Origin of the sequence: Methylobacterium sp. 37f, from assembly GCF_023093475.1 — a bacterium.
In the GTDB taxonomy this organism is placed as follows: Bacteria; Pseudomonadota; Alphaproteobacteria; order Rhizobiales; family Beijerinckiaceae; genus Methylobacterium.
Genome location: NZ_JAGHKN010000008.1, coordinates 96,825 through 115,095, shown reverse-complemented (window position 1 = coordinate 115,095; position 18,271 = coordinate 96,825). Strand labels below are relative to the sequence as shown.

The window sequence follows — 18,271 nt, the reverse complement described above, 5'->3', positions numbered from 1 at the left end:
TCAACCCACCTTGGCCATATGCTCGATCGAGGCCCGCCCCAGCCTTCTCCCACCGCCGAAGCCGACGGCTCGGAGGCGGCCGACGTTCCCTTCGGCGCCCTCCAGCAATGCGTGGCCCTGCGAGACTGGCTGCTGAGCGAGGGGGCTCGGATGCCGAAGGCGGAGGACCTGCTGTCGGGTCTTGCCGAGCGCCTGATCCGCCTCGACGTGCCGGTGGACCGCGCCACCACCGCCATCGACGCGCTGCATTCCGAATATTCCGGCGTCGGCCGCTTCTGGACCCGCGAGACCGGTTCCACCGTCCGGCTGTTCCCGCACGGGGAAGCGTCCGACAAGGCCTATCGCGAGAGCCCGTTCCACCGGGTGCACGAGACCGGCGAATGGCTGATCCTCGACCTCGCCGAGACGCCGGACGACGCCTACGCGGTGATCCCCGACCTGAAGGCCGAGGGCTACCGGCACTACATCGTGGCGCCGCTGTTCTTCACCAACGGCACCCGCAACGGCATCTCCTTCGCCACCCGGTCCCCGGACGGGTTCCGCGACGAGGACGTGGCGATCATGCGCTTCGTCATGCCGACGCTCGCCGCCGTGATGGAGATGCGCAGCGTCAACAAGCAGCTCGACCACGTGCTGCGGATCTATGTCGGCGACGAGCCGCACAAAGCCATCCTCGGCGGCTCGATCCGTCGCGGCCATGTCCAGCGCATCCGCTCGGCGATCCTGTTCGCCGATATGCGCGACTACACCCGGATCTCTGCCGACATGACGCCGGAGGAGGCGGTCGACCTGCTGAACATCTTCTTCGACTGTCTTGTGCCCGCCATTGAGCGCGAGGGCGGCGAGGTCCTGAAATATCTCGGCGACGGCCTGCTGGCGATTTTTCGCGAGCCGGGAGACGATCTTGGGGGCGCGGCCAAGGGCGCACTCACCGCCTCGCAGAGCGCCATGGCGGCGCTCGCCGAAGCCAATTCACTCGGTCACTTCGCCAACCCGGTCGCGGCCGGCATCGCCCTGCACCACGGCGAGGCCGCCTACGGCAATGTCGGCTCGGGCGCCCGCCTCGACTTCACCGTCATCGGCCGCGACGTGAACCTTGCGAGCCGTGTCGCCCGCCTGAATCGGACGCTCGGCGAGCCGATCCTGATGACGAAGCCGTTCGTCGATTTCCTCTGGGACATGCCGGAACCCCTCGGCGAACATGCCCTCGACGGGTTCGCCGAGCCGATGGGCGTCTATCGTCCGACGCGCCCGCCGGCGGCCTGAGGCCACCCCACGAGCCATCCTCTCGGCCAAGCCCTGCTGTTGGCCAAGCCATGCTGTTGGCCGAGTCGTGGCTGTGGCTAGTCGTGGCCCTTCCCGAGTCCTGCCTTCGGGCATAACGGGGATTGACCCCGGCGGGCGGACGGCCCACATCAGGAGCGTTCCAGGGAGATCCCCGGCAAGGGGCTGAGAAACCGATGGCCGTCCGTTCGCGGATGGCGGCGCGGAAATCCTTTGAACCTGACCCGGTTCATACCGGCGTAGGGATTGGACCGCGGGTTTCTCATCAAGCCCGGCACGCTTCACAGCCTGAAGCTGCAGCCCCACCAATCTCGACGCCCGTTGCGGAGATTGCGTTGGACGTGACCCCGAAGGCCTGCCTCAATCTGCGACGGACGCATGGTGCTGCGCCGCCCGTCGCTGTCCCTCCGGCGCGCAGCGACGTCGTCGTGGTCGGCGGGGGCCTGATCGGCCTCTCGGCCGCCTGGCGCCTGGCGCAGGGCGGTCGGTCCGTCACCGTCCTGGAGCGCGAGACCATCGGCGTCGGAGCGAGCCTGGCCGCCACCGGCATGCTCGCCCCTGCCGCGGAGCACGAGCCCGGCTCCGATCCGCTGCTGCCGCTCGCCCTCGAAAGCCTGTCGCGCTGGCCGGGATTTCGCGACGACCTTCAGGCCGCGTCCGGTCTCGACATCGATTACCGGCAGGAGGGCACCCTGGTGCTCGCCCTCGGCCGCGACGAGGTCGAGCGCCTGCGCTTCCGCCACGATCTCCAGAAACGCTCGGGCCTCGATGCGCGCTGGCTCACCGGCCCGGAGGTCCGCGCCCGCGAGCCGCGCTTGCGGCCGGCCGTCACCGCCGGTCTGTTCTGTCCGCACGATCATCAGGTCGATCCGAGTCGGGTGATGGCGGCCCTGGTGCAGGCCTGTCTCGGGGCAGGCGTCACCCTCGTCGAGGGCTGCCCGGTCGCGGCGCTCGACTGGAGCGCCGGCCGGGTCACGGGCGTGCGCCATGCCAACGGACTCACCCTGGCGGACACCATCGTGCTCGCGACCGGCGCCTGGAGCGGCGAGACCGGTCTGCTGCCTGATTCGCTCGCCCTGCCGGTCCGACCCCTGCGCGGCCAATCCCTGGCCCTGCGGACCACCGCCCGCACCGGAACCCTCGCCCATATGGTCTGGACCGAGCAGGTCCACATGGCGCCGAAGAGCGACGGTCACCTCATCGTCGGAGCGACGGTGGAGGATTGCGGCTTTGTCGCCGGTGTCACCGCCGGTGGCCTCTTTGCCCTGTTGGAGGGCGCCCGCCGCGTGCTGCCGGGTATCGAGGAGATGGCGGTCGAGGCGGTGTGGAGCGGATTCCGCCCGACTTCCGACGACGACGCCCCGATCATCGACGCGCTGGCGCCCGGCCTCGTCGTCGCCACCGGCCATCATCGCAACGGCTACCTGTTGGCTCCGGCCACCGCCGACGCGGTGGCGGCCCTGGTCGCCGACGGGACGCTTCCGGCTTACGCGCGCGACTTCGGGCTCGCCCGCTTCGCGAAGCCTGAACCCGCGAGGGCCTTCGCGTGAGACTCACCGTCAACGGACAGGCCCGCGACAGCGCCGCCGCCGATCTCGACGCCCTGTTCCGGGAGGAGGCCGAGGAAACCGGCCTCGACAGCCCGCAGGGCATCGCCATCGCGCTCAACGGCGCGGTGGTCCGGCGGCGCGATTGGGCCGCGACCCGGCTCGCCGAGGGCGACCGCGTCGAGATCGTCCGTGCCATGCAGGGAGGCTGAGGAATGACTGAACCCGCGAACGACACCCATGCGCTGGTGATCGGCGGCGTGAGCCTGGGCTCGCGCCTGTTCATCGGCACGGCCGGCTACCCGACCCAGAGCATCCTCTTCGAGGCGGTGGCGGCCTCAGGCGCCGAAGTGGTCACGGCCTCGATCCGCCGCGTCTCGCTGCAGGGACACGGATCGGACACCCTGCGCCGGCTGAAGGGGCACCGGTTCCTGCCCAATACGGCCGGCTGCGAGACGGCGCGAGACGCGATCATGACCGCCGAACTCGCCCGCGAGGCGCTCGACACCACCTGGATCAAGGTCGAGGTCATCGGTGACCGCGAGACGCTGTATCCCGACGTCGCCGAATTGCTGGAGGCCTGCCGCCACCTGGTCGATGACGGGTTCACGGTGCTGCCCTATTGCAACGACGATCCGGTGGTGTGCCAGCGTCTCGCCGATCTCGGCTGCGCTGCCGTGATGCCGATGGGCTCGCTGATCGGTTCGGGCATGGGCGTGGCCAATCCCGCCAACCTGGAACTCATCTGCCGCCGCTCCCCCGTGCCGGTGATCGTCGATGCGGGCATCGGCACGGCCTCCGACGCCGTGATCGCCATGGAACTCGGGGCTGCGGGTTGCCTCCTCAACACCGCCGTGGCCAAGGCGGACGATCCCGTCCGCATGGCCCGCGCCATGCGCAGCGCCGTCCAGGCCGGCCGCGACGCGCATCTGGCCGGCCGCATTCCAAGGCGCGGCCGCGCCGAACCGTCCAGCCCGCAGCTCGGCCTCGTCGGCTCGTGAGGCGGTTCGGTTTGGGCGAGCCGTCCACCCGTTGCGCGCGTCGGCCAGCATGAGATCGCTGCCGGCATCGCTGCTGGCGGTAACGGAGCGCTCCTCCGTGGCGCCACCGGACCTCGCCGCCCGCCAACTCCTGGACACGCTCGAAGGCCTGATGCGGGGTGGTGTGCGCTGGGTCTGGTTCCGGGAGCGGGACTTGGCCCCGGACGAGCGTCGCGCACTAGCCCGCGACGTCGTCGACCTCGTTGGAGCCCGGGGCGGGTTCGTTTCGATCGGGGGTGATCCCGCCCTGGCGCTGGATCTCGGAGCCGAGGGCGTTCACCTGCCCGGCGGGGCAACTCCGGTCGATGTGGCGTCGGCACGCGAGCATCTTCCGCACGGCTGCCTCGGAGTGTCGGCCCACAGCCTCGCCGAGGTCGAGGCTGCGGCGCGGGCAGGCGCCGATTATGTCACCCTGAGCCCGATCTTCGCGACCGCGAGCAAACCGGGCTACGGTCCGGCCCTCGGGCCGCAGGCGCTGGCGGCGGCGGCGCCGTTCGGCATCCCGGTGATCGCGCTCGGAGGCATCGCCCCCGACCGCGTCGGGCTCTGCCGCGAGGCCGGGGCCGCCGGCATCGCGGTGATGGGCGGGCTGATGCGCAGCCCCGATCCCGAGGCGGAGGCGCGGGCCTACGGCGCGTCGCTCGATGTGCGATCCGGCCGCAGCGGATCGGGGAGAGGTTGAGCGATGTGGGGTCCAAACCGTTTCCTCGACCTGGTGCCGGTGCAGCATCCGATCATCCAGGCGCCGATGATCGGGCCGAAGCCGGCGCTTGCAGCCAGCGTCAGCGCGGCGGGGGGGCTGGGCTCCCTGGCCTGCGCGGCGATGACGCCCGACCTCGTGCGGACCGAAGTCGCGGCGCTGCGCGCGCGCTCCGAGCGGCCGTTCAATCTCAACTTCTTCTGCCACGCGCCGGAAGCGCCGGACGCTGCGCGCGAGGCGGCCTGGCGCGGCCGGCTCGAACCCTACTACGCGGAGTTCGGGCTCGACCCGGCCGCACCCATCGCCATGGCGCAACGCGCGCCCTTCGATGCGGCCATGCTGGCCGTCGTGGTGGATCTCAGGCCGCCGGTTGTCAGCTTCCATTTCGGCTTGCCGGAGCCGAACCTCCTGTCACCCCTGCGGGCGCTCGGCTGCCGCATCCTCGCGTCGGCGACGACCGTGCGCGAGGCGCGCTGGCTCGCCGAGCGCGGAGTCGACGCCATCATCGCCCAGGGAGCCGAGGCGGGCGGCCATCGCGGCACGTTCCTCGGTGGTGATCCCGCGACGCAGGTCGGCACGATGGCGCTGGTGCCCCAGGTGGTCGATGCGGTCGCGGTCCCGGTCATCGCCGCCGGCGGGATCGCCGATGCGCGCGGGATCGCGGCGGCCTTCATGCTCGGCGCCTCGGCCGTCCAGTTGGGGACCGCCTATCTCCTCACCACGGAGGCGGGATTGTCCGCTCCCCATCGCGACGCATTGCGCCGGGCGCGGGACGAGGACACCACGATCACCAACGTGCTGACAGGCAAGCCGGCGCGGGGTGTGATCAACCGTGCGATCCGCGAACTCGGTCCGCTTCGCGCGGACGCTCCCGTCTTCCCCACAGCCGCCATCGGTTTGCAGCCCCTGCGGATCGAGGCCGAACGGCGCGGGTCGGGCGACTTCTCGCCGCTCTGGGCCGGTCAGGCCGCGCCGCTCGCCCGCGACATCGACGCCGGACGCCTGACTGTCGAGCTGGCAGAGCAGGCCCTGGCGCTTCTCCGACGGGCCTGACGTCCGATCATTTCGCCGTAGACGGCCCGTAGGGCGGCCGCGGGATCGCTCGGTGGGCCGCGCGCAGGGCCGCGGACCAACGCTCGCGCAGGTCGTGGAAGTAGCTTTCGCCGGCCTCGATCCGGTGGTTCACCTCGAGGTCGAGGGCGTTGCGGCGGGCGAGCGCGATGTCGATGGGCAGGCCGACGCCGAGATTCGAGCGCATGGTCGAGTCCATCGAGACCAGCCCGACCTTGAGAGCGTCGTAGAGATCGGTCTCGTATTTCACCGCGCGGTCGAGGATGGGCTTGCCGTATTTGTGCTCGCCGATCTGCAGGAATGGCGCATCGCCGCTGCATTCGATGAAGTTGCCGGCCGAATAGATCAGGTAGAGCTTCATCGGATCGGTGCCGATCTGGCCGCCGAACAGCAGCGAGACCGAGAAACGCAGGTTCGCCGCCTCGAAGCCGGCTTTCTCGATCTCCCGCACCCGGCGAATGGCGCGGCCGACGAGCTGCGCCGCCTGGAACATGGTCGGCGCCTCGACGAGCTTCATCGTCGGCTCGCCGGCATCGCCCTCGACGCCCTCGGACAGGAGGCTGAGAACCGATTGGGTAATCGAGAGATTGCCGGCGGAGGCCAGCATCATCACGCGCTCGCCCGGTACGTTGAAGTGGTGGAGCTTGCGATAGGTCGAGATGTCGTCGAGCCCGGCATTGGTCCGGGTGTCGGCGATCATCACAAGGCCCTCTTCCACGAGGACGCCGACACAATAGGTCATGATGCGATCTTTCCCGCGCGGCCGCCTGGAATCAGGACTGGACGCTGGCCTGTGCTTGCTCGACGCGGAGCGTCACGTCGAGGGTCTCTGTCCCACCACCGAGGCGGCTGCCGCGGATCGGGGCCGCGCCGAGATAGTCGAGGGCGACCGCCACGCGGATATGGGCCTCCGTGGTGGCGATGCCGTGGGCCGCGTCGAAGCCGATCCAGCCCAGGCCCGGCACCAGGGATTCGGCCCAGGCATGGCCGGAGCCCTGATCCGCGTCGTCGTCGGCGTGGTGGAAGTAGCCCGACACGTAGCGCGTCGGAATTTCGAGGTGCCGCGCCGCCGCGATGAACAGGTGGGTGAGGTCCTGGCAGACGCCCTTCTCCTGGCTGAAGGCCTGCGCCGCGTTGGTGCTGGCGCTGGCCGGACCCGGCACGAACGCGACCCGCTCGTGAACGGCGGCGAGCAGGCGATGCAGGCAGGGCAGGGGCGCCGGATCGCCGGCCGCCGCGATCTCGCGCGCGAAGTCCTGGATCGCGTCGTTGGCCAGGGCGAGATCGGAATCGCGCAGGTAGAACACGTCCGGCAGCCGCTCGATGGTGCCGCGCACGATGCCGTGCATCTCAAGGGTATCGACTTCGCCCGTCACCCGGATCGACAGGGCCTCGGCCGGCTCGTCCGCCGTGAACCAGTGCACCACGTTGCCGAAGCCGTCCTCGCGCTCGCTGACCCGGCCATCGACGGAGGGCTCGATGCGCCAGCGCCGCACGTACTGCCCGTCATGGTCGCGCGGGCGCAGGCGCAGGACCTGGATCAGGCCGCGAGCCGGCTGCTCGTAGGTGTAGTTGGTCTCGTGAAAGACGCGGATTCGCATGCAACGACCTTTGCGCGGCGTCGGGTTCGAGCCGGCCCTATACCAGATATTGCTCGATCACCGCGGCGCCGAGACGATTGTTCTCGACGATGAACTCCGTCACGAACTCATGGAGGCCCGACGAGAAGATGCGGTTGATGTTCTCGCCTTCGAGACGCGCCAGCGTGTTGCTGGCCAGGCGCTGGCTCGCGCCGCGCCGGCCATAGGCATCGGCGATGAGATCGAGATGCTCCACCAGCATGCCGTAGCAATTGGTGAAGGAGCGCGGCATCTGCCGGTTGAGAATCAGCAGGTCGGCCACCAGCAGGGGCTTCACGCTCTCCCGGTAGACCCAGTGATAGGCGTTGAAGGCCGAGACCTCGCGCAGGATCGTGGTCCACTGGAAGTAGTCGAGGCTGCCGCCGATCTTCTCCGTGGCGGGGAGCAGGATGCGGTACTTCACGTCGAGGATGCGGGCGGTGTTGTCGGCCCGCTCGATCGCGGTGCCGAGGCGCGTGAACCAATACGCGTCGTTGCGCAGCATGGTGCGGTAGGCCGAGCCGTCGAAGGCGAGGGAGACGCCCTTCACCCAGTCGAGAAAGCGGGTGAACTCGTCGCGGTTGAGCTCGCGCCCCTCGTAGTTGCGCAGCTCGAGCCAGGCCCCGTTGATCGCGTCCCACATCTCGGTGGTCAGCGCGGTACGCACGCTGCGGGCGTTCTCGCGCGCAGTCTCGATGCAGGAGCGGATCGAAGATGGGTTGTGCGGGCTGAACGCCAGGAAATCGCACACGGTGGCTTCCGTGACGCTGTCGTAGAGCGGCTTGAACACCTCCGGGTCGCCCGCCGACGCCAGGGCCGAGGCCCACTCGTTGGTCTCGCCGCCGCCATAGCTGGACGGCAGGGCGGCGAGGCGCAGGGCCGCATCGAGGATGCGGGCCACGAACTCCGCCCGCTCGGCGTAGCGCGAGAGCCAGTACAGGTTGTCGGCGGTCCGGGACAGCATGGGGTTCCATCGGGACGTCGGCCGGCGTCGGATCACGCAGGCCGCAGGGCGGGGAGGACTATGCGGGTGGGGGCACCGCGTTGAAAAGGCGTCCGACGCGAAACGTCGTGTCGGACGCCCGTCGATGTCTCAGGCGTCGAGGACCCAGGTGTCCTTGGTGCCGCCGCCCTGGCTCGAATTGACCACCAGCGAGCCCTCCTTGAGCGCGACCCGGGTGAGGCCGCCGGGCACGATGCGGATCTCGTCCGAGCCGCACAGGACGAACGGGCGCAGATCCACGTGCCGGGGCGCCACGCCGGAGGCGACGAAGGTCGGGCAGGTGGAGAGCGCCAGGGTCGGCTGGGCGATGAAGCCGTCCGGCGCGTGTTTCAGCTTGCGCCCGAACTCCTCGATCTCGCGCTTGGTGGCGTGCGGCCCGACCAACATGCCGTAGCCGCCCGACCCGTTGACCTCCTTCACGACGAGTTCGGAAAGGTTGTCCATCACGTAGGCGAAGGCCTCCTTCTCGCGGCAGCGATAGGTCGGCACGTTGTGCAGGATCGGCTCCTCGCCGGTGAAGAACTTCACGATCTCCGGCATGTAGCTGTAGACCGCCTTGTCGTCGGCGATGCCGGTGCCGACCGCGTTGGCCAGCGTCACGGTCCCGCGCTCGTAAGCGTTCATGATGCCCGGAACGCCGAGGACGGAATCCGGGCGGAACACCAGCGGGTCGAGGAAGTCGTCGTCGAGGCGGCGATAGAGCACGTCGACCCGGCGCGGACCCTCCGTGGTGCGCATGTAGACGACATCGTCCTTGGTGAAGAGGTCGGAGGCCTCCACCAGATCGACGCCGAGTTTGTCGGCGAGGAACGAGTGTTCGTAGAAGGCCGAGTTGTAGCGGCCGGGGGTGAGCAGGGCGACGGTGGGATCGCGGGTCGCCGTCGAGGGCGCCAGACTCCGCAGGGTCGCCAGCAGGGCGTCGGGATAGTTCTCGACCGGGGCGACCCGGTGGCGGGAGAACAGCTCGGGGAACAGCCGCAGCATCACCTCGCGGTTCTCCAGCATGTAGGACACGCCGGACGGGGTCCGGGCATTGTCCTCCAGGACGAAGAAGTCGTTCTCGCCGGTACGGACGATGTCGATGCCGGCGATGTGGACGTAGAGGTCGTGCGGCACCCGGAAGGCGCGCATCTCCATGCGGTAATGCGGATTGCGGTAGACGAGGTCGGCCGGGATCACGCCGGCCTTGATGCATTCCTGGGCGCCGTAGATGTCCTTCAGGAAGGCGTTGATCGCCGTGACGCGCTGCTTGAGCCCGCGCTCCAGGAAGCTCCACTCGGGCTTGGTGATCACCCGCGGTATGATGTCGAACGGGATCAGGCGCTCGGTGGATTCGTTCGCCCCGTAGACCGCGAAGGTGATGCCGATGCGCCGGAACAGCATCTCGGCCTGGCTGCGGCGCGTGTTGAAATGCTCGGGCGGCGTGGTGTCGAGCCAGTGTTTCAGGCTGTCGTAGGCTTCGCGCACGGCGGGGTTGCTCAGCGCCCCGTCGGGCAGCCCGGTCATCTCGTCGAATGCAGCGAGCGCCATTCGCGTCTCCCCCTTGAACACCGTCTAGCTAGGCAAGACACGCGCCAGCGATCGGACATCGGCCCCGAAGGTACCGCCCTGGCGTGTACGGTAGCACGTTCAGATCAACTTCAAGCCCTTGAAGCTCGCGTGTCCCTCGCGACCCAGGATAATGTGATCGTGGATGACGATGCCGAGGGGATCGAGCACTCCCAGGATCTCGCGGGTCATGCGGATGTCGGCGGCCGAGGGCGTCGGATCGCCGGACGGGTGGTTGTGGGCCAGGATGATCGCCGTCGCCGAGAGTTCGAGGGCGCGGCGCGCGACTTCTCGCGGATAGACCGGAGTGTGATCCACGGTGCCGCGACCCTGAACCTCGTCGGCGATGAGGTGGTTGCGGCGGTCGAGGAACAGGATGCGGAACTGCTCGCGCGGGGCGAAGGCCATGGTGGCGCGGCAATAGTCCAGCACGGCGCTCCAGGAGGAGAGCAGCGGCCGATCGGCGATGGCGCCGCGCGCCAGCCGGTGACCTGCCGCTTCGATGAGCTTCAGGTCGGCGATGACCCCGGCGCCGATGCCTTCAATTTCAGCAAGTCGGGCGGGTTCGGCGCTCACCACCTCGGCGAAGCTGCCGAAGCGCCGGATCAGGGCCTTGGCCAGGGGCTTCACGTCCCGGCGCGGAATCGCCCGGAACAGCGCCAACTCGAGCAGTTCGTAATCCGGCAGGGCGTCGGCCCCGCCCTGGGCGAAGCGCGCCCGCAAACGGTCGCGGTGCCCGAGGTAGTGGGGCTCCGCCGGGCCGCTGCCGGCCTCCTCCGGCCCGCCGTCCGGTCGTCGGTCAGGTCTGGGAGGCGGCCGGTCCGTCACGGCGTCGCGGTCAGGTAGCGGTGGGCGTGGGCTGGTGCAGTCCCTTCGGCGACAGGGTGAAGATTTCCGCCCCTGTCTCCGTCACCGCCACCGTGTGCTCGAACTGCGCCGAGAGCGAGCGGTCGCGCGTCACCGCCGTCCAGCCATCCGAGAGCACCTTCACCGCCGGGCGGCCGAGATTGATCATCGGCTCCACCGTGAAGAACTGGCCGGGCTGGAACCTCACGTCGTAGCTCGGCTCGACGTAGTGCAGAATGGTCGGGGCATCGTGGTAGGTGCGCCCGAGGCCGTGGCCGCAGAAGTCGCGCACCACGGAGCAGCGCTCCGATTCGGCATAGGCCTGGATCGCCCGGCCGATATCGGTGGTCGAACCCCCGGGCTTGATCGCCGCGATGCCGCGCATCAGGCATTCGTGGGTGATCTCGCACAGGCGCTGGGCGCGGCGTGGCACCTCGCCGACATACGCCATGCGGCTCGAATCGCCGTGCCACCCGTCGACGATGAGGCAGATGTCGAGATTGACGATGTCGCCTTCGCGCAGGGGCTTGTCGTTCGGGATGCCGTGGCAGACTACGTGGTTGATCGAGGTGCAGATCGACTTCGGATAGCCGCGATAGAGCAGGGAGGCCGGGTAGGCGCCGTGGTCCATGGCGAAGGTGTAGGCGAGCTTGTCGAGATGTTCGGTGGTGACGCCGGGGGCGGTCGCCTCCATCAGCACGTCGAGGGCTTCCGCGGTGAGCCGGCCGGCCTTGCGCATACCCTCGAACCCCTCCGGGCCATGGATCGGCGGCTGGGGCGCCCGCCGTCCGCTGTCGGAGACGGCCTGTTCGTTCTGGGTCATGGAAAAATTTCGCGAAGCGGTCCGGGGCTGGCTCGAACCCTATGTACGGTGAGGTCGGCGCGAGGCCAACCCTTGCTCCGTTTTCACGCGGCTCGCGCCGTCCGCACTAGGCTTGCGCCGGGCGAGCGGCTAGAGACGGATCTCGGCAGACCCCACGACACGGATGCCCGATCGGGACGATGGCCCGGCGGGCCGGCAGGCAGGACGAGGCGATGGCTGACAAGGCGGTGCCGCATTTCCACAACGAGCCCGGCGTGGCCGTGATCCATGTCGGCTCGAAGGAGTTCATGTGCATCGGGGCCAAGCCCCCGTTCGACCATCCGCACATCTTCCTCGACATGGGCGTCGAGGACGAGATTATCTGTCAGTATTGCTCGACGCTGTACCGCTACCGCCCGACCCTGGCCGCCGGCAACGCCGACCCCGCCATCTGCGTGTGGGACGACCGGACCCCGGCCGCCGCCTGACCGGGCGGATCGGCTCCGTGCCGGGCGACTTCGTGCCAGCATTAAGCATCGCCATCGTGGGGGCGGGGATCGGCGGCCTCACGGCGGCGCTGACCCTCGACGCCGCCGGCCACGCCGTGACCCTGATCGAGCGCCGGACCGGCTTCAGCGAGGTCGGCGCCGGCATTCAGATTTCGCCGAACGCCAGCCGGGTGCTGATCGGGCTCGGCCTCGGGCCGGCCCTGCGCCGGGCGGCGAGCGAGCCCCCCGGGGTCGTGGTACGGGCGCTGGCCTCCGGCCACGTCATCGGCGGCGTCGCCTTGGGCGCCAGCCTGCGCGAGCAGTTCGGCGCGCCCTACTATGTGATCCACCGGGCCGACCTGCAGACCCTGCTCCTCGACGCCGTGCGCGGGCGCCCCAACATCCGCCTCCTGGTCGGACGCGACGTCACCGCCCTCGCCGAACGGCCGGACGGCATCGACCTCACCCTGGAGAGCGCGAGCGGGTCGCGCAGCGAAACCTTCCCGGCCGATCTCGTCATCGGCGCCGACGGGGTCCGGTCCCGCCTGCGCGGGCATCTCGACGGCCACCGCCTGCGCTCCAGCCGCGCGGCGGCGTGGCGGGCGATCGTGCCGCGCGAGGCCTTCCCGTCCGAGCTCGACGGGGATTCGACGGGCTTGTGGCTCGGGCCGGCGCGGCACGTGGTGCATTACCCGATCCGGGGCGGCCAGCACGTCAACGTGGTGGCGGTCATCCCGGAGCGGACCGGCAGCCAGGGCTGGGGCCAACTCGGCGAGCCCGCCGTGCTGCGCGCCCGGTTTCGCGATGCGGCGGCGCCACTCGCGGCCCTCCTGGCGGTGCCGGATTCCTGGCTGGTCTGGTCCCTCGAGGACCGCGACGCGTCGCGGCCAATGGCCCGCGGCCGCCTCGCCCTCCTGGGCGATGCCGCCCACCCGATCCTGCCATTCTTGGCCCAGGGCGCCGCGCTGGCGATCGAGGATGCGGCGACCCTGGCCAGGGTCCTCGACCCCCGCGAAGGCCCGCTCGATCCCGGCGCGGCGCTGGCGCGCTACAGCCGCCTGCGCACGGCCCGGGTCCGCCGGGTCCGCCGCGCCGCCCGCGCCAACGGCCGCACCTACCACGCAGGCGCCCTGGTGGCGCCGATCCGCAACGCCGTGATGCGCCGTCTCGGACCCGAGGGCATGAACCGCCGCTACGCCTGGCTCTACGGCTGGACGCCCTGATCCGGCCCGTCCGGACGGGACGTCTTGATCTCCGGATGCGGCCCCGCTACCGCTGATCCCGGCATGCGGACGTGGCGAAACCGGTAGACGCACGAGACTTAAAATCTTGCGGCTGAAAGGCTGTGCGGGTTCGAGTCCCGCCGTCCGCACCAACCCATAATCGTCCGAACGGCAGCGACGACAAACGCGTCGAAAATCTCAAAAGCTGTAGCCGACCCTGAGTCGCATCTGGTGGCGGTCGAAGTTCGTCAGGTCGAGGGGGCCGGGCTCGGCGATGGCGGTTCCGGCCACCTGGAAACTCCAGGTGACGGAGGCCCAGGCGTGGGGGGACAGCGTCGTGTAGAGGGTCGGCCCGAGATAGACGGCCTGGCCGGCGAGGCGACCGAGGGTCAGCCCGTCATAGGTGCGCGCGTATCGCGCTTCGCCGCCGACGAACAGGCCGGGCTGCACCTGGTAGGCGAGGGCGCCTGCCCATTCGGTGCCCGAGGCGAGCGCGAGGTCGTCGCCCGCGTCGAGCCGCGTCGACGCGAAGGCGACGGTGGCGTTGAGGGCGGCGACGAGCCGGCCCGGGATCAGTTCGTAATCCGCCAGCAGCCCGATTTCGGTGCCGACGCTGCGGGCCCTCGCTCCGGACCCGCTGTCGACGGCGCTATAGCTGGGGACGATGTTGAGGGTGAGCCCGAACGGGCCGGTCCGGCGATCGAGGAGGCGCAGGCGGGTTTCCAGGAAGGCGCCCGCCGGGCCGCCGCTCAGCCGCGCCGGATGTCCCGGCACGTCGATCTCGTAGGCATTGAAGGTGATGCCGGGGGCGAGCCGGACATTGCTCGTCAGGGGCACCTTCAGCGCCAATCCGCTGTCGATGGCGACGAACCGCCCGAGACGCTTGCCCAGACGCCCGGAGGTTTCCCATTCCAGCTCCGCCTCGCCGGGGACGCCGAGGTCGCTGCCCTCGGTGAAGCCGAACAGGTGCTCGCTGTCGAGGTCACCGGGGGTGAGGTTTTCCGCGGCCGTCGGAAGGGTTTGTGCCTGGGCGCCGGATGGAAGAAGCGCCTGTCCGCCGGCCAGCGAAACGGCCGCCCATAGCGTGGCGAATGCCGAGCGAGCCTTCGGAACCTCCCAACCCTGCATCGTCACCCCTCATATTATAGCCAGTGCTATATGAGTTAGGATGAGCGGTGTGATTAAGTCAATGCTGTCCGGCGCTGTCGAACCGTGCGCGATCGGCCACCCCGAGGCCGGCAGGATGGATCAGCCGGAGGGTCGATGACCGGACCTGACTCGACCGAGCCGGCTGCGTCGGGGGGCGGAGCAGGGCGCGGCTCGGGATGCCGCGCTTAGCGTCGCTTCCGCCGAAGATAGGCGAGCGCCGCCGCGACACCCAACACGGCCGCGCCGATCACCAGCGGCGAGGCTCCCGGTTGGCGGCGTTGGTCCCGGTCGATTCCCGGTCCGAGAATCCACGCGAGGGAGCGCCGCAGTTCCGCCGGCGCGTCCCGGTCGAACCATTGCCCGTGCGCGAAGATGACCCTGTCCGGGTGGAAGGCCACCAGCCGCTGCGCCGCGTTCAGGACGGCCTGGTGATTGGTGCGCAACAGGAGGCGGAGGTAGAGCGGCGCCTTGCCGTCCGGTGCGACGATCCCGAGGAGGCGCGCGACCGGGCGCATGATCACCGGCAGGAGGTCGCCCTCCAGGTTGATGACGAGATCGGTGAGAAGCAGCGTCCGGCTTGGCCGATGGAACAGGCAGATTTCCCGGAACACCGGCCCGGTGATCAGCACCTGGTCGATCTCCTCGGACCAGACCCGCGGCGACCGGTCCGTCAGCTCCGCATCGATCCGGACACCCGAGCGGCGCACCTGTCCCCGATCCTCGAGTCCCGGCACCGCCCAGGTGATCGCGTTGGGGCAGGCGCCCTGCCAGTCCCGCAGGAACATCCAGTGCCCCACGCTCGGCGCCACCAGGTGGCCGATGCGTCCCAGCCGCTCCAAGGCGCGCTGAAGCTCCGGGCGGTACGGCACCGGCGAATGCAGAAGCAGCTCGCCGCCGGCCAGCCGCAGCACCGTCATGCGGATCGGCAGCGGCAGGCCGCCCGCATGGATCGGCGCCGCATCGACGATCCAGACACCATCGGTGACCGGCTTCGGAATGTTCAGGGGCGGATAGCTGATGTCCTGAGCATCCTGGATCTTTCGGGTGTCATGATACTCGTGGGCCAAGCGCTCGAACTCCCTCGCGGATGTGGTCGCCCGGGAGAACGCGGAGCTGCGACCCCGGGGTCCCTGCGCCGAATCGCGGGGGCGGTCTTCGGGCCGTCTCGCGAATGCCCGTCCCTCACCACCGGACCGCGACAGGGCCGGTCCCGATACACGCATCGGTTCCGTCCGGTGCTCCGGGCGTGACGGAATTCACCGATCTGTCTCGTCGTTCGTCGGCATGGCCGGGGTTCAGGCTTGAGCGACCTTGCCGCTGACCAGTAAACGGGGCCATGTCGCGCCGTCTTCGCGCGACCGTCTTTCCCTGAGGAGCCCGCATGACCCCGGATCAGGTGATTCTCGTTCAGGACAGTTTCGCCAAGGTCCGGCCCATCGCCGACACGGCGGCGGATCTGTTCTATGGCCGGCTGTTCGAGATCGCTCCTCAGGTTCGCCCGATGTTTCCCGATGACATGCGGGAACAGAAGAAGAAGCTGATGGCGATGCTGGGCCTGGCGGTGACCAATCTCCACAAGCCGGAGACCGTGGTGCCGGCTCTCCAGACCCTCGGCCGCCAGCACGTGTCGTTCGGAACCCAGGCCGCCCATTACGAACCCGTCGGTGCGGCCCTCCTTTGGACCCTGGAGCAGGGCTTGGGGCCGGATTTCACCCCGGAGGTGCGCGAGGCTTGGGTGGAGACCTACGGCTTGGTCGCGAGCGTCATGAAGGCCGCGGCGGCCGAGGTCCGGCCCCCCGCCGCCCCCAGCGCAGCGTGATCCGGCCTCGCGGCCTCGGGGTGGCGCTGGAACCAACCGACCGGACACGCGTCTGCGTGATGGTCTCCCGTGTGCAAAGGGCCTCGATGCGCCGCCGCCTGTCGCCCCTTCTCTCCGGCCTCGTCGCGGCCCTGGTCCTGGCCTGTCCCGCCGCCGCCGAGGTTCTGATCTCGGTCGACAAGGACGCGCAGCGCATGACAGTCGCGGTCGACGGTCAGACCCGCTACACGTGGCCCGTCTCGACCGGCGCCGACAGCTACGACACTCCGAGCGGAGCACACCGGCCGTTCCGGATGGAGCGAACCCATTACTCCCGCGAGTTCGACGACGCGCCGATGCCCAATGCGATCTTCTTCACCGGGCAGGGACACGCCATCCACGGTACCAACCAGACCCGCCGGTTGGGCAGCGCGGCCTCCCATGGCTGCGTCCGACTCGCGCCGAAGAATGCCGCGACCCTGTTCAATCTCGTGAAGGCCGAGGGCATGGCCCGGACGCGGGTGGTCATCGAAGGCAGCGCGATCACGGCCTCCCGCCGCCGCCGCCAGGACGACGACGGCATCATGTCGGCGGGGATGCAGATGGGACGCGAGCCCTCCGGTCGCGTCGAGCGACCGGTCGTGGCCGTTCGCGCGGTCCCGCGCCGACCGTCCGCCTACGATGTCGGCGATCCGGGCTTCGACGGTGGTCCCTACGGTGTCGGCGACGGCCTCGATTGATCCGTCAGGGCCGCGTTCGCGACGCGCCTCATCGCCATGCATTCGCCCGCTGCGTGTCGTGATTTGGCGCGTCGTGGTTTGACGCATCCTGCACGGACGCGTCGTGGATCGGTGCGGCGAGAGACAGGATGACGGTCTCGACCCGGTTCCGCCCCGCGCGCTTGGCCCGGTAAAGGGCATCGTCGGCGGATCGCAGGAGATCGTGGGCGCCGGTCGCCAGCCTTCCGAGATGACCATGGGCCGTCGCGACGCCGACGCTGACCGTGACGCAGGTGCCGCCCGGCAGTCCCGGATGCGGATAGGCGAGGCGCAAGACCGCCGCGCGCAGGCTCTCGGCGATGGTCGCGGCCTGGCCGGGATCGTTGCCCGGCAGGAAAGCGATGAACTCTTCGCCGCCGTAGCGCGCGACCTGCGCCCCACAGGCCCTGGCTGAATCGGCCAGAGCCTCGGCCACGCAGCGCAGGCAGCGGTCGCCCTCGAGGTGTCCGGAGGTGTCGTTGAGACGCTTGAAGGCGTCGATATCGATGAGGACCAGGGTTGCCCATTCTCCGCGGGCGCAGGCCTCCTGCCAGCCGGCCTGCAGCCGCAACGTGGCACTGCGGCGGTTGGGCAGCCCGGTGAGCGCATCCGTTTCGGACAGGATGGTCAGGCGCGCATTCGCCTCGGCCAGGTCCACCTCGCGGGCCGCCTTCTCCAGGGTGAGCAGGAAGGATTCCTTACGGGTCCATTCGCGCGAATAGGCGAGCTTCAACGGGACCAGGATGAGGCTGGCGATCAGCAGGGGCAGGCCGGTGGCCTCGCTCCGCGGAAGTGCGATCCCGATCACGTAGGTCGCGTAGAGGGCCAGGGCGCTGCCGGACAGCACAAGGCTGTGCCGGAAGGACAGCGGTGCGATCATACCGACCACCATGGGCACGATCACCGCGATGACCAGATAAGTGTCCGCGTGGGCCGGCGGGGCGATCCGGGCGCTGTTCAGCACGATGGCCATGTCGAGCAACGCCACGCCCGTCACGAGGGCGGCCTGACGCCGGGCCGTCGTGATGCCGCCCAGGGCCAGGATCGCCAGCGTGCAGAGTGGGATGAACACGGCCAGCGTCAGGAAGGCCGGAATGAAGAACCGTTCGGAACCGAACAGGTCGTAGTCCATCTTCAGGGAAATGACGTTGAAGACGATGAAGATTAGGAGCCAGGACTGGATATAGGTGCCCGACGACCACCGGATCGTGGCGTCGAACTGGCGTTCGAGGTCTCCCGGCAGGCGAAGACGGTACCAGGGCCTGCGACGGGCTCCTTCGATCAGGCTTGGCCCGACCAGACTTGGCTCGATCAGATTTGGCCCGTTCAGACTTGGCTCGATCAGACTTGGCCCGTTCAAAATCGGATTTACGGTGTCCATGGAGATCTGCCAGC

At 69.4% G+C, this 18,271-nt stretch carries 19 protein-coding genes, 1 tRNA gene and 1 riboswitch; of the genes, 11 read left to right on the top strand and 9 right to left on the bottom strand.

Annotated features, from left to right (window positions below; genetic code table 11):
- Positions 1 to 18 precede the first annotated feature (18 nt).
- From J7U37_RS07830 to J7U37_RS07805, 6 genes are all read left to right on the top strand, one after another.
- A complete protein-coding gene (locus J7U37_RS07830; protein ID WP_247635344.1) occupies positions 19 to 1,266 on the top strand; it encodes an adenylate/guanylate cyclase domain-containing protein in 1,248 nt (415 codons plus the stop codon).
- Between the two features lie 153 nt (positions 1,267 to 1,419).
- A riboswitch (TPP riboswitch) is annotated at positions 1,420 to 1,548 on the top strand.
- Between the two features lie 101 nt (positions 1,549 to 1,649).
- Entirely contained in the window at positions 1,650 to 2,834 is a 1,185-nt protein-coding gene (thiO, locus tag J7U37_RS07825; RefSeq protein WP_247635375.1) for a glycine oxidase ThiO, read from the top strand.
- Positions 2,831 to 3,043: a sulfur carrier protein ThiS gene (gene thiS, locus J7U37_RS07820; RefSeq protein WP_056189952.1), complete on the top strand. Its 213-nt coding sequence runs from the start codon at positions 2,831 to 2,833 to the stop codon at positions 3,041 to 3,043. Before thiO ends, thiS begins: the two co-directional genes overlap by 4 nt.
- A 3-nt stretch (positions 3,044 to 3,046) precedes the next feature.
- Positions 3,047 to 3,832 carry a thiazole synthase gene (locus tag J7U37_RS07815; RefSeq protein WP_247635343.1) on the top strand — a complete coding sequence of 262 codons (786 nt, stop codon included), beginning with the start codon at positions 3,047 to 3,049 and terminating at the stop codon, positions 3,830 to 3,832.
- A gap of 97 nt (positions 3,833 to 3,929) precedes the next feature.
- The gene (locus J7U37_RS07810; RefSeq protein WP_348772982.1) at positions 3,930 to 4,553 is read left to right on the top strand and encodes a thiamine phosphate synthase; all 624 of its coding nucleotides are present in this window, start codon (positions 3,930 to 3,932) and stop codon (positions 4,551 to 4,553) included.
- Between the two features lie 3 nt (positions 4,554 to 4,556).
- The gene (locus J7U37_RS07805; protein ID WP_247635342.1) at positions 4,557 to 5,624 is read left to right on the top strand and encodes a nitronate monooxygenase; all 1,068 of its coding nucleotides are present in this window, start codon (positions 4,557 to 4,559) and stop codon (positions 5,622 to 5,624) included.
- A 7-nt stretch (positions 5,625 to 5,631) separates the two neighbouring features.
- On the opposite strand, the gene J7U37_RS07800 is transcribed toward J7U37_RS07805, so the two are convergent.
- The 6 genes from J7U37_RS07800 to map form a co-directional block, all read right to left on the bottom strand.
- A complete protein-coding gene (locus J7U37_RS07800; protein ID WP_056189963.1) occupies positions 5,632 to 6,384 on the bottom strand; it encodes a hypothetical protein in 753 nt (250 codons plus the stop codon).
- A gap of 31 nt (positions 6,385 to 6,415) precedes the next feature.
- Entirely contained in the window at positions 6,416 to 7,243 is an 828-nt protein-coding gene (locus J7U37_RS07795; protein WP_056189966.1) for a transglutaminase family protein, read from the bottom strand.
- Between the two features lie 37 nt (positions 7,244 to 7,280).
- Positions 7,281 to 8,225 carry an alpha-E domain-containing protein gene (locus J7U37_RS07790; protein WP_056189969.1) on the bottom strand — a complete coding sequence of 315 codons (945 nt, stop codon included), beginning with the start codon at positions 8,223 to 8,225 and terminating at the stop codon, positions 7,281 to 7,283.
- Positions 8,226 to 8,354: 129 nt separating this feature from the next.
- On the bottom strand, positions 8,355 to 9,794 hold the full coding sequence (locus tag J7U37_RS07785) for a circularly permuted type 2 ATP-grasp protein (protein WP_056189972.1): 1,440 nt from the start codon (positions 9,792 to 9,794) through the stop codon (positions 8,355 to 8,357).
- 99 nt (positions 9,795 to 9,893) lie between these two features.
- On the bottom strand, positions 9,894 to 10,640 hold the full coding sequence (gene radC, locus J7U37_RS07780; RefSeq protein ID WP_247635341.1) for a DNA repair protein RadC: 747 nt from the start codon (positions 10,638 to 10,640) through the stop codon (positions 9,894 to 9,896).
- 10 nt (positions 10,641 to 10,650) lie between these two features.
- Positions 10,651 to 11,481: a type I methionyl aminopeptidase gene (map, locus tag J7U37_RS07775; RefSeq protein ID WP_247635340.1), complete on the bottom strand. Its 831-nt coding sequence runs from the start codon at positions 11,479 to 11,481 to the stop codon at positions 10,651 to 10,653.
- 212 nt (positions 11,482 to 11,693) lie between these two features.
- Between map and J7U37_RS07770 the strand changes: the two genes are divergently transcribed.
- The 3 genes from J7U37_RS07770 to J7U37_RS07760 all read left to right on the top strand — a co-directional run bounded on the left by J7U37_RS07770 (position 11,694) and on the right by J7U37_RS07760 (position 13,323).
- On the top strand, positions 11,694 to 11,948 hold the full coding sequence (locus J7U37_RS07770) for a zinc-finger domain-containing protein (protein WP_247635339.1): 255 nt from the start codon (positions 11,694 to 11,696) through the stop codon (positions 11,946 to 11,948).
- Between the two features lie 32 nt (positions 11,949 to 11,980).
- Complete coding sequence (locus tag J7U37_RS07765) at positions 11,981 to 13,171, top strand: FAD-dependent monooxygenase (protein WP_056190106.1); 1,191 nt, start codon at positions 11,981 to 11,983, stop codon at positions 13,169 to 13,171.
- Between the two features lie 65 nt (positions 13,172 to 13,236).
- A tRNA-Leu gene (locus J7U37_RS07760) sits at positions 13,237 to 13,323 on the top strand.
- Positions 13,324 to 13,369: 46 nt separating this feature from the next.
- Here the strand turns inward: J7U37_RS07760 and J7U37_RS07755 are convergent.
- Together J7U37_RS07755 and J7U37_RS07750 are read right to left on the bottom strand one after the other, a co-directional pair.
- Positions 13,370 to 14,299: a hypothetical protein gene (locus J7U37_RS07755; protein ID WP_247635338.1), complete on the bottom strand. Its 930-nt coding sequence runs from the start codon at positions 14,297 to 14,299 to the stop codon at positions 13,370 to 13,372.
- A 206-nt stretch (positions 14,300 to 14,505) separates the two neighbouring features.
- Positions 14,506 to 15,387: a DUF4336 domain-containing protein gene (locus J7U37_RS07750; RefSeq protein WP_247635337.1), complete on the bottom strand. Its 882-nt coding sequence runs from the start codon at positions 15,385 to 15,387 to the stop codon at positions 14,506 to 14,508.
- A 314-nt stretch (positions 15,388 to 15,701) separates the two neighbouring features.
- Between J7U37_RS07750 and J7U37_RS07745 the strand changes: the two genes are divergently transcribed.
- Complete coding sequence (locus tag J7U37_RS07745) at positions 15,702 to 16,139, top strand: globin family protein (RefSeq protein WP_056189981.1); 438 nt, start codon at positions 15,702 to 15,704, stop codon at positions 16,137 to 16,139.
- 86 nt (positions 16,140 to 16,225) lie between these two features.
- Entirely contained in the window at positions 16,226 to 16,858 is a 633-nt protein-coding gene (locus J7U37_RS07740) for a L,D-transpeptidase (RefSeq protein WP_247635373.1), read from the top strand.
- Between the two features lie 28 nt (positions 16,859 to 16,886).
- Here J7U37_RS07740 and J7U37_RS07735 read toward each other — a convergent pair whose 3' ends face one another.
- Positions 16,887 to 18,257 carry a GGDEF domain-containing protein gene (locus J7U37_RS07735; protein WP_247635336.1) on the bottom strand — a complete coding sequence of 457 codons (1,371 nt, stop codon included), beginning with the start codon at positions 18,255 to 18,257 and terminating at the stop codon, positions 16,887 to 16,889.
- Positions 18,258 to 18,271 lie beyond the last annotated feature (14 nt).

Excerpts from the sequence above, each read along its gene's own strand:
- J7U37_RS07755 (WP_247635338.1), bottom strand. The coding sequence starts at position 14,299 with ATGCAGGGTTGGGAGGTTCCGAAGGCTCGCTCGGCATTCGCCACGCTA.
- J7U37_RS07795 (WP_056189966.1), bottom strand. The coding sequence starts at position 7,243 with ATGCGAATCCGCGTCTTTCACGAGACCAACTACACCTACGAGCAGCCG.
- J7U37_RS07805 (WP_247635342.1), top strand. The coding sequence starts at position 4,557 with ATGTGGGGTCCAAACCGTTTCCTCGACCTGGTGCCGGTGCAGCATCCG.
- J7U37_RS07790 (WP_056189969.1), bottom strand. The coding sequence starts at position 8,225 with ATGCTGTCCCGGACCGCCGACAACCTGTACTGGCTCTCGCGCTACGCC.
- J7U37_RS07740 (WP_247635373.1), top strand. The coding sequence starts at position 16,226 with ATGCGCCGCCGCCTGTCGCCCCTTCTCTCCGGCCTCGTCGCGGCCCTG.
- map (WP_247635340.1), bottom strand. The coding sequence starts at position 11,481 with ATGACCCAGAACGAACAGGCCGTCTCCGACAGCGGACGGCGGGCGCCC.
- J7U37_RS07770 (WP_247635339.1), top strand. The coding sequence starts at position 11,694 with ATGGCTGACAAGGCGGTGCCGCATTTCCACAACGAGCCCGGCGTGGCC.
- J7U37_RS07745 (WP_056189981.1), top strand. The coding sequence starts at position 15,702 with ATGACCCCGGATCAGGTGATTCTCGTTCAGGACAGTTTCGCCAAGGTC.
- J7U37_RS07830 (WP_247635344.1), top strand. The coding sequence starts at position 19 with ATGCTCGATCGAGGCCCGCCCCAGCCTTCTCCCACCGCCGAAGCCGAC.
- J7U37_RS07735 (WP_247635336.1), bottom strand. The coding sequence starts at position 18,257 with ATGGACACCGTAAATCCGATTTTGAACGGGCCAAGTCTGATCGAGCCA.
- J7U37_RS07800 (WP_056189963.1), bottom strand. The coding sequence starts at position 6,384 with ATGACCTATTGTGTCGGCGTCCTCGTGGAAGAGGGCCTTGTGATGATC.
- J7U37_RS07785 (WP_056189972.1), bottom strand. The coding sequence starts at position 9,794 with ATGGCGCTCGCTGCATTCGACGAGATGACCGGGCTGCCCGACGGGGCG.
- J7U37_RS07815 (WP_247635343.1), top strand. The coding sequence starts at position 3,047 with ATGACTGAACCCGCGAACGACACCCATGCGCTGGTGATCGGCGGCGTG.